Annotated in this window: 16 protein-coding genes; 5 read left to right on the top strand and 11 right to left on the bottom strand. The window is 47.7% G+C overall.

Annotated elements, in window-relative coordinates; all coding sequences use genetic code 11:
• Window positions 1-40 precede the first annotated feature (40 nt).
• The 7 genes from A3751_RS06570 to A3751_RS06540 form a co-directional block, all read right to left on the bottom strand.
• On the bottom strand, window positions 41-1,090 hold the full coding sequence (locus A3751_RS06570) for a M14 family metallopeptidase (protein WP_231876854.1): 1,050 nt from the start codon (window positions 1,088-1,090) through the stop codon (window positions 41-43).
• Window positions 1,087-2,574 (bottom strand): hypothetical protein, encoded by a 1,488-nt coding sequence (locus tag A3751_RS06565; RefSeq protein ID WP_068453589.1) that lies wholly within the window; start codon window positions 2,572-2,574, stop codon window positions 1,087-1,089. The genes A3751_RS06570 and A3751_RS06565 overlap by 4 nt, the downstream gene beginning before the upstream one ends.
• Window positions 2,575-2,747: 173 nt before the next feature.
• Window positions 2,748-3,620, bottom strand: a complete 873-nt coding sequence (gene metF, locus A3751_RS06560) for a methylenetetrahydrofolate reductase [NAD(P)H] (protein WP_068453586.1) — start codon at window positions 3,618-3,620, stop codon at window positions 2,748-2,750.
• Between the two features lie 63 nt (window positions 3,621-3,683).
• Entirely contained in the window at window positions 3,684-5,090 is a 1,407-nt protein-coding gene (gene ahcY / locus A3751_RS06555; RefSeq protein ID WP_068453584.1) for an adenosylhomocysteinase, read from the bottom strand.
• Between the two features lie 90 nt (window positions 5,091-5,180).
• Window positions 5,181-6,392 (bottom strand): methionine adenosyltransferase, encoded by a 1,212-nt coding sequence (metK, locus tag A3751_RS06550; protein ID WP_068453582.1) that lies wholly within the window; start codon window positions 6,390-6,392, stop codon window positions 5,181-5,183.
• 39 nt (window positions 6,393-6,431) lie between these two features.
• Complete coding sequence (locus A3751_RS06545) at window positions 6,432-7,439, bottom strand: metalloregulator ArsR/SmtB family transcription factor (RefSeq protein WP_082863096.1); 1,008 nt, start codon at window positions 7,437-7,439, stop codon at window positions 6,432-6,434.
• Between the two features lie 340 nt (window positions 7,440-7,779).
• Window positions 7,780-8,460 carry a hypothetical protein gene (locus A3751_RS06540; RefSeq protein ID WP_068453580.1) on the bottom strand — a complete coding sequence of 227 codons (681 nt, stop codon included), beginning with the start codon at window positions 8,458-8,460 and terminating at the stop codon, window positions 7,780-7,782.
• Between the two features lie 681 nt (window positions 8,461-9,141).
• Here A3751_RS06540 and A3751_RS06535 point away from each other — a divergent pair.
• Window positions 9,142-10,002 carry a PA4780 family RIO1-like protein kinase gene (locus tag A3751_RS06535; RefSeq protein ID WP_068453578.1) on the top strand — a complete coding sequence of 287 codons (861 nt, stop codon included), beginning with the start codon at window positions 9,142-9,144 and terminating at the stop codon, window positions 10,000-10,002.
• Between the two features lie 67 nt (window positions 10,003-10,069).
• Here A3751_RS06535 and rluF read toward each other — a convergent pair whose 3' ends face one another.
• Window positions 10,070-11,167, bottom strand: a complete 1,098-nt coding sequence (gene rluF, locus A3751_RS06530; RefSeq protein WP_068453576.1) for a 23S rRNA pseudouridine(2604) synthase RluF — start codon at window positions 11,165-11,167, stop codon at window positions 10,070-10,072.
• Between the two features lie 270 nt (window positions 11,168-11,437).
• On the opposite strand from rluF, the gene A3751_RS06525 reads away from it, so the two are divergent.
• Window positions 11,438-11,905 (top strand): nuclear transport factor 2 family protein, encoded by a 468-nt coding sequence (locus tag A3751_RS06525; RefSeq protein WP_068453573.1) that lies wholly within the window; start codon window positions 11,438-11,440, stop codon window positions 11,903-11,905.
• 99 nt (window positions 11,906-12,004) lie between these two features.
• Here the strand turns inward: A3751_RS06525 and A3751_RS06520 are convergent, their stop codons facing one another.
• The 3 genes from A3751_RS06520 to A3751_RS06510 form a co-directional block, all read right to left on the bottom strand.
• On the bottom strand, window positions 12,005-12,415 hold the full coding sequence (locus A3751_RS06520) for a hypothetical protein (protein WP_068453571.1): 411 nt from the start codon (window positions 12,413-12,415) through the stop codon (window positions 12,005-12,007).
• Between the two features lie 162 nt (window positions 12,416-12,577).
• The gene (locus A3751_RS06515; protein ID WP_068453569.1) at window positions 12,578-13,282 is read right to left on the bottom strand and encodes a 16S rRNA pseudouridine(516) synthase; all 705 of its coding nucleotides are present in this window, start codon (window positions 13,280-13,282) and stop codon (window positions 12,578-12,580) included.
• A gap of 4 nt (window positions 13,283-13,286) precedes the next feature.
• On the bottom strand, window positions 13,287-14,354 hold the full coding sequence (locus tag A3751_RS06510; RefSeq protein ID WP_068453567.1) for a hypothetical protein: 1,068 nt from the start codon (window positions 14,352-14,354) through the stop codon (window positions 13,287-13,289).
• 164 nt (window positions 14,355-14,518) lie between these two features.
• Between A3751_RS06510 and A3751_RS06505 the strand changes: the two genes are divergently transcribed.
• From A3751_RS06505 to A3751_RS06495, 3 genes are all read left to right on the top strand, one after another.
• Window positions 14,519-15,190: an RluA family pseudouridine synthase gene (locus tag A3751_RS06505; protein ID WP_068453565.1), complete on the top strand. Its 672-nt coding sequence runs from the start codon at window positions 14,519-14,521 to the stop codon at window positions 15,188-15,190.
• A gap of 133 nt (window positions 15,191-15,323) precedes the next feature.
• Window positions 15,324-16,415: a TRAP transporter substrate-binding protein DctP gene (gene dctP, locus A3751_RS06500; RefSeq protein ID WP_068453563.1), complete on the top strand. Its 1,092-nt coding sequence runs from the start codon at window positions 15,324-15,326 to the stop codon at window positions 16,413-16,415.
• An 80-nt stretch (window positions 16,416-16,495) separates the two neighbouring features.
• Window positions 16,496-17,584: PAS domain-containing protein (locus A3751_RS06495; RefSeq protein WP_156492290.1), on the top strand; the 1,089-nt coding region annotated here is incomplete at its 3' end.

Raw genomic sequence — 17,584 nt, 5'->3', positions numbered from 1 at the left:
TGGTTGCCGAGATCACATCATACTCTCAAGAGAACGTGTTCTATTCTCCGATAAAATAAAACAGACAATCCGTACGCGCGATAAAAGGATTGTTTGTGACCATAAACACTTTCAAAGGGTGTTTTGGATACAGGCCGCCATCACGCTCCTCGAAGAACTCGGCCAGGCGCTCCTTACCGTTGTGATCTTTCGCAGAAAGCGAGATAAAACCCGACGCGGACAAATTACCGATGCATTCGTCTTGCGTCAATGTGCCGTAGTTAAACTTTTCTGCCTGTTCGGGGAGGGTGATCACAGCTCCGCTAGTCATCTTGCCATATGCAACCTCTGCGTCACCGATCGTCTCAAGTCGAATCGGGTTGTGATAGATTTTTACCGGGTAGCTTTCGCCCGTGTCTTCAAAAATAGATGTTGCGGAAAGAAGTCGTTGTAAACCCTCTTGAGCGATGATCTCTGATGATCGATCGTTCGGGCCACCGCACTCGATCGTTACGGTTGGCACATCTTGCTCGCTCAGTTCCATCAGGGCTCCTAAGCGTAAATCTGTGACGATTAGGTCGTTTGTAAAAAGTGATGTTAGGGCGATATGCAGAGTGTCTTCTTTTATCGCAACACCAAAAGCGGGACCTGAGCCTGAGGTGTTGTGCATATCGACAACGCACTCGGGTTGCAGTTCGTTGATTAAACCAAGGATGTCCTTTGCTAGCTGGCCTTGTTCGTCCTCAAACGGGGGCTTGAAGCAGCGGTTTAGATCTCGTTTACCTGAGAGCATTCGATTCGAAAAATACGGCTGCGTTGTTGCGGCGTCAACGGACGCGAGAATGAAGACGGCGTTGGTACAAGGCCGCTGGCCAGAGTGCAAGTAGTCGTAAACTGCGCGTGCTCCAGAGGGCTCGTTTCCGTGTAGCAAGGTGCATAACACCCGCGTGGTCTCGGTGTTCTCTCCTTCCAGGAAAATAGCTGTTGCGCCGCCGAGGTTGTTAAGAAATTGTTCTGCAGAGTTACCAAGTAGCTTCTCTCGCTGTGCTTGCTGATCGCTGCCTGACAGCGCAATACGCCGAAGCTGTGAGGGTGCTTGCTCTATACTCAAAGTTTCAGACTCCATTCGTGTATCGGTTTGTTTGATTGGTATTGCTGATAGTAGCGTTCAACCAGTTCGTTAAGAGCGCTCGACTCGTCGGTTTGATTGATCAGAAGCGCGAACATCATTCGCTGCCACCGTGCGCCATTCATCTCTGCATTGAGACTGTCGTTGATCAAACTAAGCTGTTTGTGAATTTCGCTGGCATCGACCCCAAGCTCTTCGAGCCCGCGTTTTGCTGTTGGTAGCAGTTGACGCAAGAGATCGATAACTGGTCGTTCTTCCAGAATACCGCTTTTCAGGTTTGGCCAGAACAACTTTGCATTGAGGCCATATTTTGCAGCACGGTAAAAGTTTTGCTCAGTGTATCGAAAAGGCAGGCCTGAGATTAACTCGTCAATAATAGGCAAAAGACCTTTCATAAATCCACTTATCAGTGCCGCTGTTGCGGCCATGTTGGCAGGAGTTGGACCTGCGGGAAATGCGCGCGTTTCGATACGCAGATGTCCGCCATCATTTGGGTCGTAGATGGGCCGATTCCAGCTCCATACGCTTCCTTGATGAAGTCGAAGCTCATTAAGGCTGGGGGCCATTCCCGCTTTTAACTCTGCCTGTGAATCGCGATCTGACAGTATGGGTAATATCGGTTCAAACAGATAAACGCTCTCGGCCAATAACTCGTAGATACTTTTTCTAACCCAGCCCAAGCCGTAGAGCACCCGTGCAGGCAAATGCTTTTCGAGTGTATCCTCAAGTCGATAGTCAATCGATTGTTTGAAGAGGGCTATACGGGTTTCTTGCCACAACCGCTGGCCAAGAAAAAACGGCGAATTTGCGGCAAGGGCCAGCATCAGAGGGGTGGTCAACTGCGCGGCATTGTAGCTACCGGCAAACTCGCTTGGTGAAACACGATAATGAAACTGGAAAGAGGTATTTGCGCCTTCGGGCGACACGTCACTCCAGGACATTTCAAGTTGATCTTGCCCTTCGATGTGTATCTGGAAGTCTTCCCCGCGTTTTGCTCTCAGCGCATCGGCGAGCACGTGATAGCGCGTTAGATCTGTGATCGCATCGCGTCCCATGTCTTGCGCGCGCAAAGTCGGTAGGATGCCGATCGGCAGAATGCGGCTGTCATGACGGGCTGTTACTTCATCAAGAAATCCCAGAGCGGAGCGCATTTGCTGCTCCATTTTAGAGAATGGCGCGGCTTCATTCACCAAGGGTAAAAAGTTGTATTCGAGGTTAAATTGGTTCAACTCTAAAGTGAGCTGCGTATCCTTGGCGTCGTTCAGAATGATTTCATTGATGGGTTTAGGATGTGCATTTTTATCGACGAGATACAGCTCAAGCTCAGAACCATAAGACTGAGGCCCTTCACCAAAACCGGGTTCAGCTAAAAGTGCGCGGAAAGTGCGAAGATTGTCATTGAGTGCGTCTCTGAAATCGGCATAATCCTGATCGCTAAACTGGGTTTTATCAATATTCTGACCCACACCGTCTCCTTGGAGATTTTGTTGTTGGAATATGCAACTTGAGTGCTTAGCCTGTTCGTTTATCTCTGCATGATTATGGTTGGAATGGGCGACGAGTAAAAGTAGAGCGGCAAAAAAAATGGCCTGCCGGAGTAGGGCAAGCCATTGTATTGTGTTGCTTTAAGCGCGAGTGATCAGAATTTGATTTTCTCGTTATCGCTTAGTCCAAGGTTATCCCAAATCTTGAGTGAGGGTTCTGCTTGGTTCATGCTGTAGAAGTGTATGCCTGGCACGCCGGCCGCTAGCAATGTGTCGCACATTTGGGTCACCACTTCTTCGCCAAATTTTACAATGCTCGCTTTATCATCACCATACGCTTCAAGCTGCTTGCGAATCCATCTAGGAATCTCCGCTCCACACATATCGCTGAAACGCATTAAATTGGAGTAGTTGGTGATTGGCATAATGCCTGGGACGATTGGAATATTAATACCCATCGCCTCAACCCGATCAATAAAGTAAAAATAAGCGTCCGGATTATAAAAGTACTGTGTAATCGCACTACTTGCGCCAGCATCCACCTTGCGTTTGAAGTTTTCTAAATCCACTTCCGCGCTCGGCGCTTGTGGATGAAACTCAGGGTAGGCCGCTACTTCTATATTAAAGTGATCGCCGCTATGTTCTCGAATGAAAGCGACCAGTTCGTTCGCGTACTTTAATTCACCTGTTGATCCGCCCATGCCCGAGGGAAGATCACCACGTAGTGCAACGATTCGGTTCACTGCACGTTCTTTATATAAATCGAGCAGTTTCGCGATCTCTTCTTTGCTGGATCCAACGCATGACAAATGCGGTGCAGTAGAAATCCCTTGATCTTGAAAATGCAGCACGGTGTCGATCGTGCGCTCTTGCGTGGAACCACCTGCACCATATGTCACCGAGAAGAAATCTGGTTTACGGCGAGCAAGTTCGTCACGAACAACCTGAAGCTTCTCTTTGCCTTCTTCGGTTTTTGGTGGGAAGAATTCAAAGCTGAAACGACGTTTAAACTGTTTTTGGGTTTCCATGAATAATCTCGTTCTTGAAACCGAGGTTGGCGTCAGATGCTTCAGCCAACCTCAGCGTTCTAATTAGTACTTGTAAGATTCTGGCTTGTAAGGACCATCAACCGGCACGTTGATGTAGTCTGCCTGCGTTTTTGTCAGGCGTGTTAATACGCCGCCAAAACCCTCTACCATATCTTTTGCTACTTCTTCATCAAGCTTCTTAGGAAGTACTTTTACATAGACATTGGCTGGCTTTTCTTCTGCCGGTAGATCGGCAAACTTCGCTTCCCACAAGTAAATTTGAGCAAGTACTTGGTTGGCGAACGACCCATCCATAATACGGCTAGGGTGCCCAGTCGCATTGCCTAGGTTTACAAGACGACCCTCTGCAAGAAGGATCAAATGATCGTTCTCCGCTTTGTTGCGGTAGATCTTGTGAACTTGAGGTTTGATCTCATCCCACTCCCAGTGCTCGCGCATGTAGGCGGTATCGATTTCGTTATCGAAGTGACCGATGTTACATACCACGGCACCAGATTTAAGCGCCTGAAGCATGTTTGCGTCACAGACATTGGTGTTTCCTGTTGTGGTGACAATTAGATCCGTTTTGCCCAGAAGGCTTGTATCAACACAGCCTGGTTCTCCGGTGTTTTCACCGTTGATATATGGAGAGACAACTTCGAAGCCGTCCATGCATGCCTGCATGGCACAGATCGGATCCACTTCAGTGACTTTTACAATCATGCCCTCCTGCTGAAGAGAGGCTGCAGAGCCTTTGCCCACATCGCCATAGCCGATAACAAGCGCTTTCTTTCCTGAAAGAAGATGGTCAGTACCACGCTTGATTGCATCGTTCAAAGAGTGACGGCAGCCGTATTTGTTATCATTCTTTGATTTCGTCACAGCGTCATTTACATTGATCGCCGGCACTTTCAAAGAACCTTCTTCAAGCATTTCCAACAAACGATGCACACCCGTTGTTGTCTCTTCAGAAATGCCGTGAATATCATTAAGCAGGTCAGGGTATTTGCTATGTACCATCTCGGTTAGATCGCCACCATCATCAAGAATGATGTTCGCATCCCATACCGCTGTACCGTCTTTTTCTGCAAGAATGGTTTGCTCAATGCACCATAAAAACTCTTCTTCGGTTTCACCTTTCCAGGCGAAAACCGGAATGCCAGCGGCTGCAATTGCAGCGGCTGCATGATCTTGGGTCGAGAAGATGTTACAAGACGACCAACGTACCTCTGCACCAAGGTCAACCAATGTCTCGATCAACACGGCTGTTTGAATGGTCATATGAATACAACCCATAATCTTAGCGCCCGCTAGAGGTTGGTCCGCTTTGTACTTTCGACGAAGCGCCATCAATGCCGGCATTTCACCTTCAGCAATGTCTATCTCTTTGCGACCCCAATCTGCGAGATTGATGTCCGCTACTTTGTAGTCAGTGAAACCGTTTTCTACTGCTTGCAAATTCGTGCTCATGTTCTTTCCTTTACGTGTTAGCGTGTCGTGTGAGGAACACGCTGATAATCGTTTGCGGTTAGCGGCTGTGTGCCACTCGGCGCTAGTTAGTTATACGCCTGCTGCTTTCTTTAGTTCATCTACTCGGTCTGTTTTTTCCCAAGTGAAGGCGGTAAATGTTTTGGTCTTAGTCTCGCCACCTTCAACGTATTCATAGCTTACTTCCTGAGGCTCACGCCCAAAGTGACCGTAGGCCGCTGTGATTTGGTACATTGGGTTGAGCAAGTCTAGTTGAGTTTGAATCGCATAGGGGCGCAAATCGAACACTTCTCGAATTACTTTTGCCAAGTCTTGATCCGAGATCTTGCCGGTACCAAAGGTGTTAACTGATACAGATGTTGGCTCTGCTACACCGATTGCGTAAGAAACCTGTATTTCGCAACGATCAGCAAGGCCTGCAGCAACCACGTTCTTCGCCACATAACGGCCATAGTACGCTGCTGAACGGTCAACTTTCGATGGATCTTTACCAGAAAAGGCGCCGCCACCATGACGCGCCATACCGCCGTAGGTATCCACGATAATCTTACGACCTGTAAGGCCTGCATCACCGACAGGGCCGCCAATCACAAAGTTGCCTGTTGGGTTGATGTGATACAGCGTACCTTCGTGAAGCCACTCAGCAGGTAGTACCGGCTTGATGATGTTTTCAAGAACGGCTGCGCGCAGATCGTCCAACGAGATAGCTGGGTCATGCTGAGTAGAAAGAACAACCGCATCAACGCGCGGCGTATCGCCTTCATAGTTAATGGTAACCTGTGATTTTGCATCAGGGCGCAACCAAGGTAACGTGCCATTACGACGCATTTCTGACTGACGCTGCACGAGCAGGTGCGAGTAGTAAACCGGAGCGGGCATCAGAGTAGGGGTTTCGTTTGTTGCATAACCAAACATTAAACCCTGGTCGCCTGCGCCTTGATCTTCCGGCTTGGCACGATCTACACCCATGTTGATATCGACCGATTGCTTACCAATGCCGTTCAATACCGCACAGGTTTCGCCATCGAACCCAACTTCTGAGCTGTTGTAACCAATACCGGTGATAACATCACGAACAATGTCTTCAAGATCAACATAGCACGATGTGGTTACTTCGCCGGCGACAACGGCCATGCCTGTTTTTACAAGCGTCTCGACGGCAACCCGAGCGTGCGGGTCTCGCGCAATAATCGCATCCAGTACAGCGTCTGAAATCTGATCTGCGACTTTGTCGGGGTGTCCTTCAGACACGGACTCTGAAGTAAAAATGCTGTATTCACTCATGCGAAAACTTCCTTTATCGATATTGGTAATGTGCCAACACTAGCGTCTAATGTAGCGGTGTACTTGAATTTGAAAGCCATTCCTAAGTCCAATAAACACCGATTCGTCTTCTGAAAACCCGGCAGATTCTGCCCAGTTCGTTAATTCTTCTGTTTCAAAACCAAGCCACAAATCACCGCAGTTCTCTTTTGTCCAATCTTGGTTGTGGTGAGATAAGTCGCACACAACTAATGCGCCTTCAGGCTCGATTAACTGCGCGCATTCTTTAAATAACTGCGCAGGCGCCGGTACATGGTGCAGCACCATGTTCATCACAACGCCGGAATACTGAGCGCCTCGTTTAACTAAGTCGCCGGTTTGGCCATGAATCAAGGTGACGTTTTTGAGCTTGCTTTCTTGGCAGTGCAGCTTTGCTTTCGTGAGCATCTGTTGGGATGTATCAACGGCATCAATTTGCTTGTAATAAGCGCCAAGCATGCTTAAAAATCGGCCTTCTCCGGGGCCTACTTCGAGCACACGCGCATTCGCGCCACTCACACTGGCCTGCAGCAAGTCTAGGCTAGTTTGTGCATATTGCTCGTGATCACAAATCAGCTCTTGCTGCTCCGCAAACCGATCGGTATTTCGATTAAAAAAAGCTTGTGACTGAACAGCGCGCTGGTCGCGAATCTCTTGCATACGGCGCTCTATGTCCGGGTGCAGAGGAAGCAAATCAAGTATGCCAAACAATTGTGAGGCGACCAAAAACTCAATACCGCGTTGTTTTTGAATCGGGCGCCGGTAGAAAATCGAATTACCTTCACGTTGCGCCTCTACCAACCCTGCTTTGCTTAGAACCTTCAAGTGATGGCTCATGCCCGACTGTTTGGTATCGAATATCTGTGTCAGCTCAAGTACGCCGAATGCATCGGCTCGCAAGCATTGCAGAACCTGAATGCGTAACTCATCCCCGCACGCCTTTAGCTTTTGCGCCACTAAATCCACTTGCGTAGACGCAAGTTCTTGGGCTGAAACGAGAGATTCAATTTTCGAGGCGATTTGGTTCATGGGCAAAAGTATATCAACAAACTTTGATATAGCAACTATATCAATAAGATTTGATATAGGTTTCCCCGAGGCCTGACTGTCTGGTTGGTTGTGCGTAAACGGGACTTAGTGAATGGAATATGAGACTTAGAGAAAAGAATGACGAAAAATTGACAGTGCTAAACTTTTGATTATTTGAGGTAAAGGTTGGATTCTAGCTGAATGCTCGCAATGCTATAAGAAGAAAATGTGTATCTCGTTTCTTGTCTTAGTCCGCTATTCGCCACCAATTTCTGCTGCGTATCGACGACAGGCGAGATCGCCATTTGGCGATGGCTTACAGGGCTGCATAAGATCTATTTTATTCTATTGGGTTTCCTGTTACCTCGCTGAGCGCGGCGGTAATGTCAGGAATAAGCGCCTGATGTTTTTTGTGTACGAAATGAAAGATTTTGACGCGCAATAGCGGTGGCTCGTGAATAATATAGCCACCATCCAAGAGTTTTATTGGTAGCTTACTCACCATAAATTTGGGTATGACAAACACTTCTAATCTCTTGTACAGCAACATGTCAAAACCTTGTTTCGTGCGATCAACCAGCTGGTTATCGATGTGTTTGAGGAGAAGATCTGTTATGACAAGCCCTCGCATGGAACCGACACGGAATTGTTCGAGGCTCTCAATACCTTGCTGGCCAGATAAGCCTTGTAGTTTGTTATGAGCGACGGCCACCAAGCTCAACTCCGTCAAACTGACTGGTATTCTGATTAGGTTGCTAAGCTGGTTCTCAGCCTGAACGACGCGACCAAGCTCTGCGTCAAAGACAATATTTTTCTGCGCTTCAAGCAACGACCTTTGCGCGGGTAGCGGCGTAATCTCTAACTTGATGCCGAGTAACTCATAAGCGGCTCTAACATTGTTTATCACATTGGGCAGAAGCTCTGCATTGGCGACGGTCGAGATCTTGAATAGACGCTGAGCGTAAATATGATCGGAGTATACAAATGATACGATTAGAAAAACTAGAAGCGCATGCTTCATTACAAGTTCCGATGTATTTAAAGTGAATCATTAAAAGATAGCTTAGAAATGCTTTTGGAGCGATGAAAACCTCCTGCCTCCTTCCTCCTAAATAAAGCTGCTTGTCTTTTGCGAGGATGGTCATGCTGTTTCAATACATCGACCGCAAGCAGTCTTTCGCCTTCTTATCTCGCCCAAAGTTTATCAAGAGTATGTTGTTATTGCGTTTCTGAGTGTGAACAGTAATAGGGTCGAATCAATTCTTTGGGAAAGAGCGCTTTTTATAAAGCCTCGGTTTAATAAGCGCCTATCTCTATAAATGCATGTTCGATCTTGAGCAGATGCCGTTCTATCTTCCGATCGTGATTTGGCTTCGCAGCGACAGCGAAGTGTAATCCAGCGGCATCGCCAGTATCTCGTTTTGTTTTTTAGATTTGTCTCGGAAGCGCAAAGTAAACTGCGTATACTTCTTTCTATTAATCGATAGGATGGCTAGAGCTTTCCTATGAAAAGATCGTTCTGTGAAATTAATATGGCGTTGGGTGCGTTTCTATCGGCTTGTTACAAGCTTGCACTTTTCGCCATAACCGCTCTCAGGCCACTAACCAAAACAGCAAGGATTCGTTTTCTTGGTGCACATACATTTAGTCATATGCCGATAAAATATACGATGGACCACCGACTACTAAAATCGGGTATCTCATGAAAACGCCTAAACGACTGCAGCCTCTCGTCGAAGATGGCTTGATTGATGAAGTCATAAGCCGCCTAATGAGCGGGAAAGAAGCGGATATATTTGTCGTGCGTTGTCGCGAGACCATTCGTTGCGCAAAAGTCTACAAAGATGCGATGAAGCGCAGCTTCAAAAAGGCCGCGCAATATCAAGAAGGGCGGAAAGCGCGGAGTGGCCGCCAAGCGCGGGCCATGCAAAAAAGATCCAACTATGGTCGTCAAGAGCAGGAAAAGGTTTGGCAAAATGCCGAGGTTGACGCGCTGTCTCGTTTAGCCCGAGCTTCGGTGCGTGTTCCTGAAACGTTTGGTTGTGTAGACGGCGTATTGTTAATGGAGCTGATTACAGACGAAGAGGGTAATGTCGCACCAAGACTTGGCGATGTGCTGATGTCTGAAGAGCAAGCCATTGAAGATTACGCGCTAATGATTCACTACATTAAGCTCATGCTTTGCGAGGGAATTGTGCACGGCGATTTATCCGAGTTTAACGTACTCGTTGATGAAAGTGGCCCTGTCATTATCGACTTACCCCAAGCTGTTAATGCCGCCGCTAACAATAGCGCACAAGAGATGTTCACGCGCGACGTAAATAATATGCGTCGTTATTATGGTGAATTTGCCCCTGCCTTATTACAAACGCAATACGCTAAAGAGATATGGGCGCTGTATGAAGAGGGGGATTTAACACCTCAATCAATTCTCACTGGCGAGTTTGATGATGATGGCGACAGCGCTGATGTAGGGGCTGTACTAGACGAAATCAACGCAGTGATGCAAGAAGAACGGGAACGACAAGAGCGTATCCGGGAATCTGAAAGAGAGAATACCTAGCGTCTAATATAGAAAAGAGCCGTTTCAAAATTTTAAAGCCTAAGATGGATGAGTCTCGGTCTCAGCGTTAGCGCTTTTTACTTCCGCCAGTCTTTCGCGATGTATTTTTAGGCTTTGAATTTGGCCGTCCACTGCTGGTGCGCGGTTTTTGGCCTTGCTTCTGGCCTTGCTTCGGGCTTTGCTTAGAGTCTGATTTTCCTCCAGATTTTTTGTCAGTGCGCCTATCTGAACGTCCGCCCGCTTTACCCTTGGTTTTGCTGTCGGAGCGGCCAGCGCGCTCACCGGGCTTGCCCGATGATCTACCACCAGCCTTCGTTCTTCCTGATGCGTTTTGCTTACCGCCCGACGCCACGCCACTTTTATTCCGCTTTGTACCTTGGGCGTTTCTTGCCGGTTTTCGTGTTGGAGAGGTTGATGATCTACCTGCGCCGGTCTGGCCTTCTGATGACGAGTCTTGGATAGCGTCATTCATGAGCTTTAGCTCTTTTTGCGTCAGGTCACGCCACTCACCGACCGGTAAGCCTTTTAAATCAACATGCATGATCCGCACGCGATTGAGTTGTTGGACTTGGTAACCGAAATGCTCGCACATACGACGAATTTGTCGGTTTAAACCTTGAACCAAGGTAATACGAAATGCATGCGTGCCTTCTTTCTCGACCTTACATTTTTTGGTCATTGTGCCGAGTATCGGTACGCCAGAGGCCATGCCCTGAATAAATTTATCGGTAATAGGGCGGTCAACGGTAACGATGTATTCTTTTTCGTGGTTATTCCCCGCACGCAGTATTTTGTTTACCAAGTCGCCGTTGTTGGTTAGGAAGATAAGACCCTGCGAATCTTTGTCCAAGCGACCGATCGGAAAAATACGGGCGCCGTGGCGAACAAAGTCGACGATGTTGGCGCGCTCGGAGCTCTCAGTTGTACTCACAATGCCGACAGGCTTATTCAGGGCGATAAAAATCAGGTCTTCGGCATCACGCGGTTCAATCGATTGGCCATTGACTTTTACCGTGTCTCCCGCAGCGACTTTGTCGCCCATTTGTGCACGCCTACCGTTAATAAAAACGTTACCTTGCTCGATAAAACGATCGGCCTCTCGGCGTGAACATATGCCGCTTTCACTGATGTATTTGTTTAATCGAGTTGTGGCTTTGTTAAACATGGTGCTCCACGTAGGTTAAAAGCTGAAGCGCTCACTCATTGCGCTACCAAGAGATCGAAAGAGCGCATAGTGTAGCAGGAGTTCGCGCTTGATCTCGACTAAGTCGTGACTATTGTAAGGGTTCTTTTTGCGTCGATATTCACGCTCCTTTTTTGGTAAGGCGTAATCGGGTGAATAAGTGGATATAGGTTAGGTCGTGATTATTCGCTCTATCGAAATGGTGTTTTCCCAAATATACCGGGCCGACTAATTCACTAGGCATAAACCTCTATGGCGAACGCGAACGAGCAGTTAGTTAATCAGTTTTATCAGGCTTTTCAAAAACGTGATGGCGGTGCTATGGCCGCTTGCTATCATCCTGATGCCGCCTTTGAAGATGAAGTGTTTTGCTTGCAAGGCGAAGATGTTGGCCTGATGTGGAAGATGCTCTGCGCTCAGGCAAAAGAATTCCGCTTAGAATTTTCTGAGGTGCACTGTGATGAGCTAAAGGGCAGTGCCCACTGGGAGCCGCGGTATCGTTTCTCGATGACGAATAGAGATGTGCACAACATCGTTGATGCGACGTTTGAGTTTAAAGATGGTCTGATTTACCGCCACCGTGATCGGTTTGATTTTTGGCGTTGGAGCAAGCAGGCTCTCGGTGTGCCTGGGCAGTTGATGGGGTGGTCGAGCTTACTGCGAAACAAAGTGAGAAAGACAGCTAGCAGAAACTTACAACGTTATAAACGCTCGATCTGAAGCAGAGCGCTCTGGCGGAGAAAGTCATGTAGGAAGCAGAAGAAAAGGGGACGCAAGCTTTGTTGCGTCCCCTTTTCTTCTGCATATTTCTATGCGTTTTTATAGTTGATAACGAATGCCGATTGCCGCTTCGATATCAAAATCTGTGTCGTCATGGATTTCCAAATCAGGAATGAGCGCGCCAAATGCTTGCCATTTTGGGGCAAAGTCGAGCTCTAAGCCTACTGGCATACGCGCACCAAAGTCGCCGTCCCAGTCCGCATAGCCACCCGCTGAAATATAAAGGGTTAAAGGACCGCTTGCCTCGAGGTTTTTGCTATAGATGCGATAGTCGATTGCAGCGCCATCATCACCCGCGAATAGATCAAACTTGTCTACTTGCGCCGTAACACCCAATCCTAAGTCGAAGGCTGCACCGAGTTTCACACGGCTCGTTTCGGCCAATGCCATTGTCGGAGTCTGAAGCGCGGCAACAAAAGCCGCAGTTGCGAAGAGTTTTTTGCTGTTCATTGTGTACCTGTTTAATGGTTTAGCGAGCAATCAGAGTATTCATCGTTAACAGACGAAAAAGTGACTAATCAGTAAAGCGCGCGCGTTTTAAAAAATGCGCGAGCGAGAAGAAGCGGGGAGTCTATGGATTATTGAGCCTTAGTGCAAAGCAAGAGGAGCGTGTTAAGAGAGGTGGATCTCCTTTTCGGTTAGTAACCTACTTTCGCCTTCATGCAATGTCGGGTCGAGCGAAATGCTTCCGATAGCATACCGATGCAGCGCGTTCACGGGATTTCTAAAACGGCCAAACATGCGTTTTATTTGATGGTATCGGCCTTCAACAAGCGTGAGTTCGGCGACGCAGGGCTCGATGATCGTTAGCTTAACCGGTTCGGTGTAGATATCCTCATACGAAAAGTACATGCCTTCGGCAAATGCTTGAATATAGTCCTCTGAGATGGGATTCTCGACGCGAACGCGGTAACGCTTAGCCACTTTATGTTGAGGATCGGTGAGCCTTCGCGACCAACGGCTGTCGTTGGTGAGTAACAGTAGCCCGGAAGAGTTAAGATCTAGACGCCCGGCGATATGTAGCTCCGCTCGAAATGCATAATCCAGTAAATCAACAACGGTACGGTGTGCATCATCCTTGGTTGCGCTCACTACGCCGGTGGGCTTGTTGAGCATCACGTAATAAGGGGTGTTGCTTTGTAGTGTTTGTCCGTCGAGTACGATGTGGGAAAAGTGATCAATGATGTGCGTTGCGTCGGTTGTGACATTACCGTCCACTTGAACCCGTCGTTGAGCGAGTAGACGTCGAATGTCGTGCTTGTTGAGATTTGCATGACTTCGGAGGAAGCGGTCTAGGCGTGAGCGAGATTGTTGCATGATTCTACTTGCCGTTCTCTTCGCGCTGCCACTGAATCTTTGGGTATGATCCCAACGCGTAGGACGCACGATAGCAGGCGCCCGACACCAATGGTTCAAGCTCAACACATCGGCTTGGTAGGGTAAGAGACGATTCGTAATCGTTTAATCTATGTTCTGCGAATACCGAGATGCGGGTAAAAAGCAGAGGCTGATAGTCGCCTAAGTTTTCTAGATCTGGGATGGTCACTGTACTCAGAGCCAGCTCGTTGGATATTGTCTGCTTGGGGTGATCGTTGAAAGTACCTTGCCTGTGATGCGTCAACGCACACACGCTAGAAGCAGAAAGTTGCATTAGCTTGCTGATTGGCTGCCTTTTACCCTCACTGATCAATTCCAACTCATTTAGTGTTTGACCTGCTTTGCACGCCGCGTGTTCTTCATCAAGATGCGCGAGACACAGCTCAATATTGATCTCTTCAGGTATGAAAATGCCATTTGTTGCAAGTTGTGGAGCTAGGTTTGCCGTCACAGCGAGCTGAGGTTCCTGTTCGAGTGCTTTTTGCATGGTTTCGACGATAACGAGATCGAGCAAAACAGGATGCTGATATGTGCATGCATCTGCTTGAACGAGTTCTATTCGATACTCTGATAGCCCGAGTGAGGATATTAGTGTTGCTACACTGTCGAGCGAACTCTGGTGAATATCTATTAGGTGAATATGTAATTCACTTGGATCGAACAGGTGTAAAACCGGCAAGAGCAGGGTGGCAAAAGGGCCACAGCCTGCATACAACACCTCCGTTTCACTAGCTGCATCAGCGCGTGTTCTTAGGCACTTTAGAGCGCCATACACACCGCGAATAAACGCCACGCTGCGTTGATAATCCTTGATGCAATAGGCCGCTGCGTTTGGATTGATCGCGACGCCTTGGCTTAAAAAGGTATCGTCCGACCATGCTGTGTAGGTCGGATCAGGCTCAAGGTTTGATATCTTGCTGCAAATCTGTGCAAATTGATCGAGTGCACCGTGCAACTGTTTTCTCGAGCTGTTGGGGTCTAGGACAGTCTTGGAAATTTCGTTTAGGGTCATGGTTTTCGTTAAGCCTGTACTTCTTTATAAACTGCCTATGTTTCCCAAAGGGCTATGTTTCCCAAAGGCCTATGTTTCCCAAAGTCCTATGTTTATACGGAGCCTATGTTTTTAAAAGGCCTAGCTCTGTATAGTCCTGCCTTGACCTACACGAGCGCACCCGAATGCAGCCACAAGCCGATCCGTTTATTGTACCCCCCTGTTGTGAAGAGATTGAAATCCTATTTCAAGACGAACATCTTTTGTTGATCAACAAACCGAGCAAGCTGCTTAGTCTTTCTGGTAAACATCCCGCAAACATCGACTCAGTGCATTATCGTTTGGTGAAAGAGTTTCCTACGGCTACCTTGCTGCATCGGCTCGATTTTGGCACATCTGGCATTATGGTGGTCGCCTTAAACAAACAGATTAATGCGCAAATAGGAAAGCAGTTCCAAGCGCGTACTGTTGAAAAACGCTACGTCGCACTCTTACATGGTCACGTTTCTGAGGCGGAGGGCGTGATTGACTACCCCATTGCGAAAGACCCACCTAACTTTCCATTGCAAAAAATCTGTCAGAGTGATGGTAAGCCGGCACAAACGCGTTTCAAGGTGCTTGAATACGCAGAAAACGTGTTTGCGACCCGAGTGCTGTTTTGCCCTGTAACCGGCCGTACCCACCAACTGAGAATACACAGCCAGCAGATAGGCCATCCCATTCTTGGCTGCGACTTATACGCTTCGGACGAAGCGTTTCACATGGCCGATAGATTGATGTTGCATGCGTCTGAGATCTGCTTTGATCACCCTATATCGAAACAGCGCCTTCGTGTTGAATGTCCTTGTCCGTTCTAAGCGCTGCGTCGCATAGCGAGTGCCGGGGAAATATAAATACACATACAATTAACTGGTTGATTTTTAATCGTGTTCTCAAGCGAATGTACTACACTGGATGTAACTAATTAGGCTTTCGCGATGCGCTTTCGACATGAATACTTCCAAGTACAGTACGTATAGTAAGACAGCACGTTTTTCTCTGCTCATACCAACGATTGTTTTTCTGCTTTCTGCCTGCAGTAACTCAGAATCAAACAAAACCTTTGAGTGGAAGCTGCAATCGCAAGCGGTTGAGTCGAGTGTCGACTATCAACAGCTAATTGTGATGGCCGACAAGGTAAGAGTAATGTCGGGCGGACGGCTCGATATTACGGCTTACCCCGGAGGCGCAAAGAGCTTGGCTAGCGGCCCGGATATTTTTAATGCAGTGCGCCAAGGTACTGTGCAAATGGGTAACGGATGGCCGAATTGGTGGTCAGCACAAGATCCTGCTTGGGCCGTGATGAATGCTGGCCCCTTTGACTTGATGAATATTGATGCCTCTATGATCTTCTTTTTCGAAGAACAGGGGATCAAACTCGCCAATCAGTTATCTGAGCCAAAAGGCATAGTATGGCGGCCTGCTTGGTGGCCAGGAATGGAGTTTGGACTACTATCCCGCGAGCCGATTTCTGGTCTAGACGATTTAGAGAATAAAAAAGTACGAATTGGGCCCGGATTACCGAGCGAGGTGCTCGCTGAGGCCGCGAGTGCATTCACGATTCCGCTAACTCCTGATGAAATTAGGCCTGCGCTAGAAAGCGGCGAGCTAGACGCTGTGGAGTGGACCACGGCAGGTGGTGCTTGGGAGCTGGGACTCAATGATATCAGCCCTTTTGCTATTGTGCCGGCGATTTGGCAACCCTCTGTAGTCTCCGATTTTCTTATCAACAAAGAGGCGTTTGAGCAGCTTCCCGACGATCTACAAGAAATTCTTGAAACAGCCATTCATTCATACACCTTAACGACGACCCTTAAGTCGAAAAAGAAAGATATCGAAGCCTATGAGAAGTTTTTATCTTCCGACACCAAGATTACTAAATGGAGTAAAGACGATATTGAGCGGTGGCGCGCAGCCTCGAAGAAAATCGATGCCCTGTACAAGTCGCGTAATCAATTCACGCGTGATTTGATTGATCGAAAGCAAGCGTTCAAGAAACGATATGAGGCGTATTACGAGGTGTTTGGCCCCTATGATCAGTAAAAAGATAGCCGCTGTGAACGTGGTCGTTAATCGATGATGTCTATCAAGTCCAACCAGTCTATGAAGTGTGGTTCTCGCCAATGAAAGAGCATTTCTCAGGTCGTTTGGCGATTATTCTCGTTCTCGTGACCATTGTTGTGATGAGCGTTTTCGTTGTAACGCGTTACATATACAGTAGCTTGCATTTTGAAAATGAGATCTCAACTAACGGCAAAGTCATTTCAGCACGTATTGCGGAGCAGGTCAGCCCGTCTATTTGGGAGATATACCAGAGCTCGGTAAACCGGAAGTTTTCGGAAGATGCCGCTGTCGCTATTTTAAACTCTGAAATGAAAGCACGCTACGTCGATGCGATTGTTGTGTATGGTCGGTTTGGTCACACCTATATGGGGAGAACGAAAGACGCTGATGGCAACGTGGTCGCGCTTAACGAGTCTTATCAACAGGCGCTTGATGAGCACAAATATCGCATTGATCATCCCATTAAAAATGGGTCGATGACCATCGGGAAGGTGTCGGTTTACTTTAATAATCAACCTCTGCGAGAGCAGCAGGTCAGCGCACTGAAATTTGATCTCATCCAAACGATGTTCATTTCAATTTTCATCGTTTCGGCGCTGTATATCAGCATACGCAAAGTACTCATCAAGCCTCTAGAGTCTTTAGAAATTGCCAATCGAACGATTAATAGCATTGAGGAAGGGATCGTATATCTGGATAGCGATCATCGTGTGATTGGTGTTAATCCCGCGTTTTGTTTTATGACCGGCTTTGACGAAAACGACGTGAATAACAAACCATGTGATTACTTTGTGATCGAAGACTCTGGTAGTCGCCTCGTTGATGAAGTTGATTCGGCTATTGAGCGACAAACGAAATGGAGTGGCGAAGCGCTCTGCCGAAGAAAAGATGGGACGGCGTTTCCTGTGCACTTAACCGCCTCGCAGGTTTTTAACGAAGTGCAACAGCAACTGTGTCGGGTGTTTGTTTTTCAGGATATTTCGCAACAGAAGGAGTCAGAAGAGCAGCTCAAGAGCCTCGCTTTCTATGACCCGCTAACAAAGCTATACAACCGAAGAAAGTTTGAAGATCTGATCCATGCAGAGGTAAAAGCGGCGAAGCGCGCGGGCAGCATGATGGGCCTTCTATTTATTGATCTGGATGACTTT

This window comes from Oleiphilus sp. HI0080 (assembly GCF_001635135.1).
This window is presented reverse-complemented; position numbering and strand designations above follow the sequence as displayed.